A 459-nucleotide genomic window follows, 5' to 3' on the forward strand; every position below is an offset into this window, starting at 1 on the left:
GCTCTGGAAGACGACGTCGTCGGTGAGTCTGTCGCTTATGACGACGAGAGTCTGGTCACCGAGGCCTTTATGAGCGCCGAGATGTGTGAAACCAGCGATAACAAATTGTCTGCAGGCATCCCGGTTGATATCTGGGCAATTCCGGTCGTTCGTCGTGGGGAAGTCATCGCCGTCGTCGAAAGGCACACCAATCAGATGGGGGTGAGGGCGCCGGGTAACACCGAGGCCCACTACCTTGAAATCGCCGATATCCTCTCCGAAATGCTCCATCATGGTAGGTTCCCGCAGTTTCCGGGCTCTGACCGAGCGCTTGCTCCGAAGGGCACTGACGGCGTGATCCGCGTGGCTGCCACGGGCATGATCACGTTGGCCAGCCCGAACGCGCTATCGGCATTTCGTCGTCTAGGCCTTGCCGGTGATTTGGATGGGGAATACCTCATTCCGACGGTGCGAGAGCTG

The 459-nt window shown here is 58.8% G+C and carries 1 protein-coding gene; it reads left to right on the forward strand.

What is annotated here, in order from left to right:
* The coding region (locus tag CRD60_RS08450; RefSeq protein WP_201737260.1) for a histidine kinase N-terminal domain-containing protein at positions 1 to 459 on the forward strand (459 nt) is incomplete at both ends.

The sequence above is a fragment of the Bifidobacterium aemilianum genome (assembly GCF_003315635.1).
Classification (GTDB): domain Bacteria; phylum Actinomycetota; class Actinomycetes; order Actinomycetales; family Bifidobacteriaceae; genus Bifidobacterium; species Bifidobacterium aemilianum.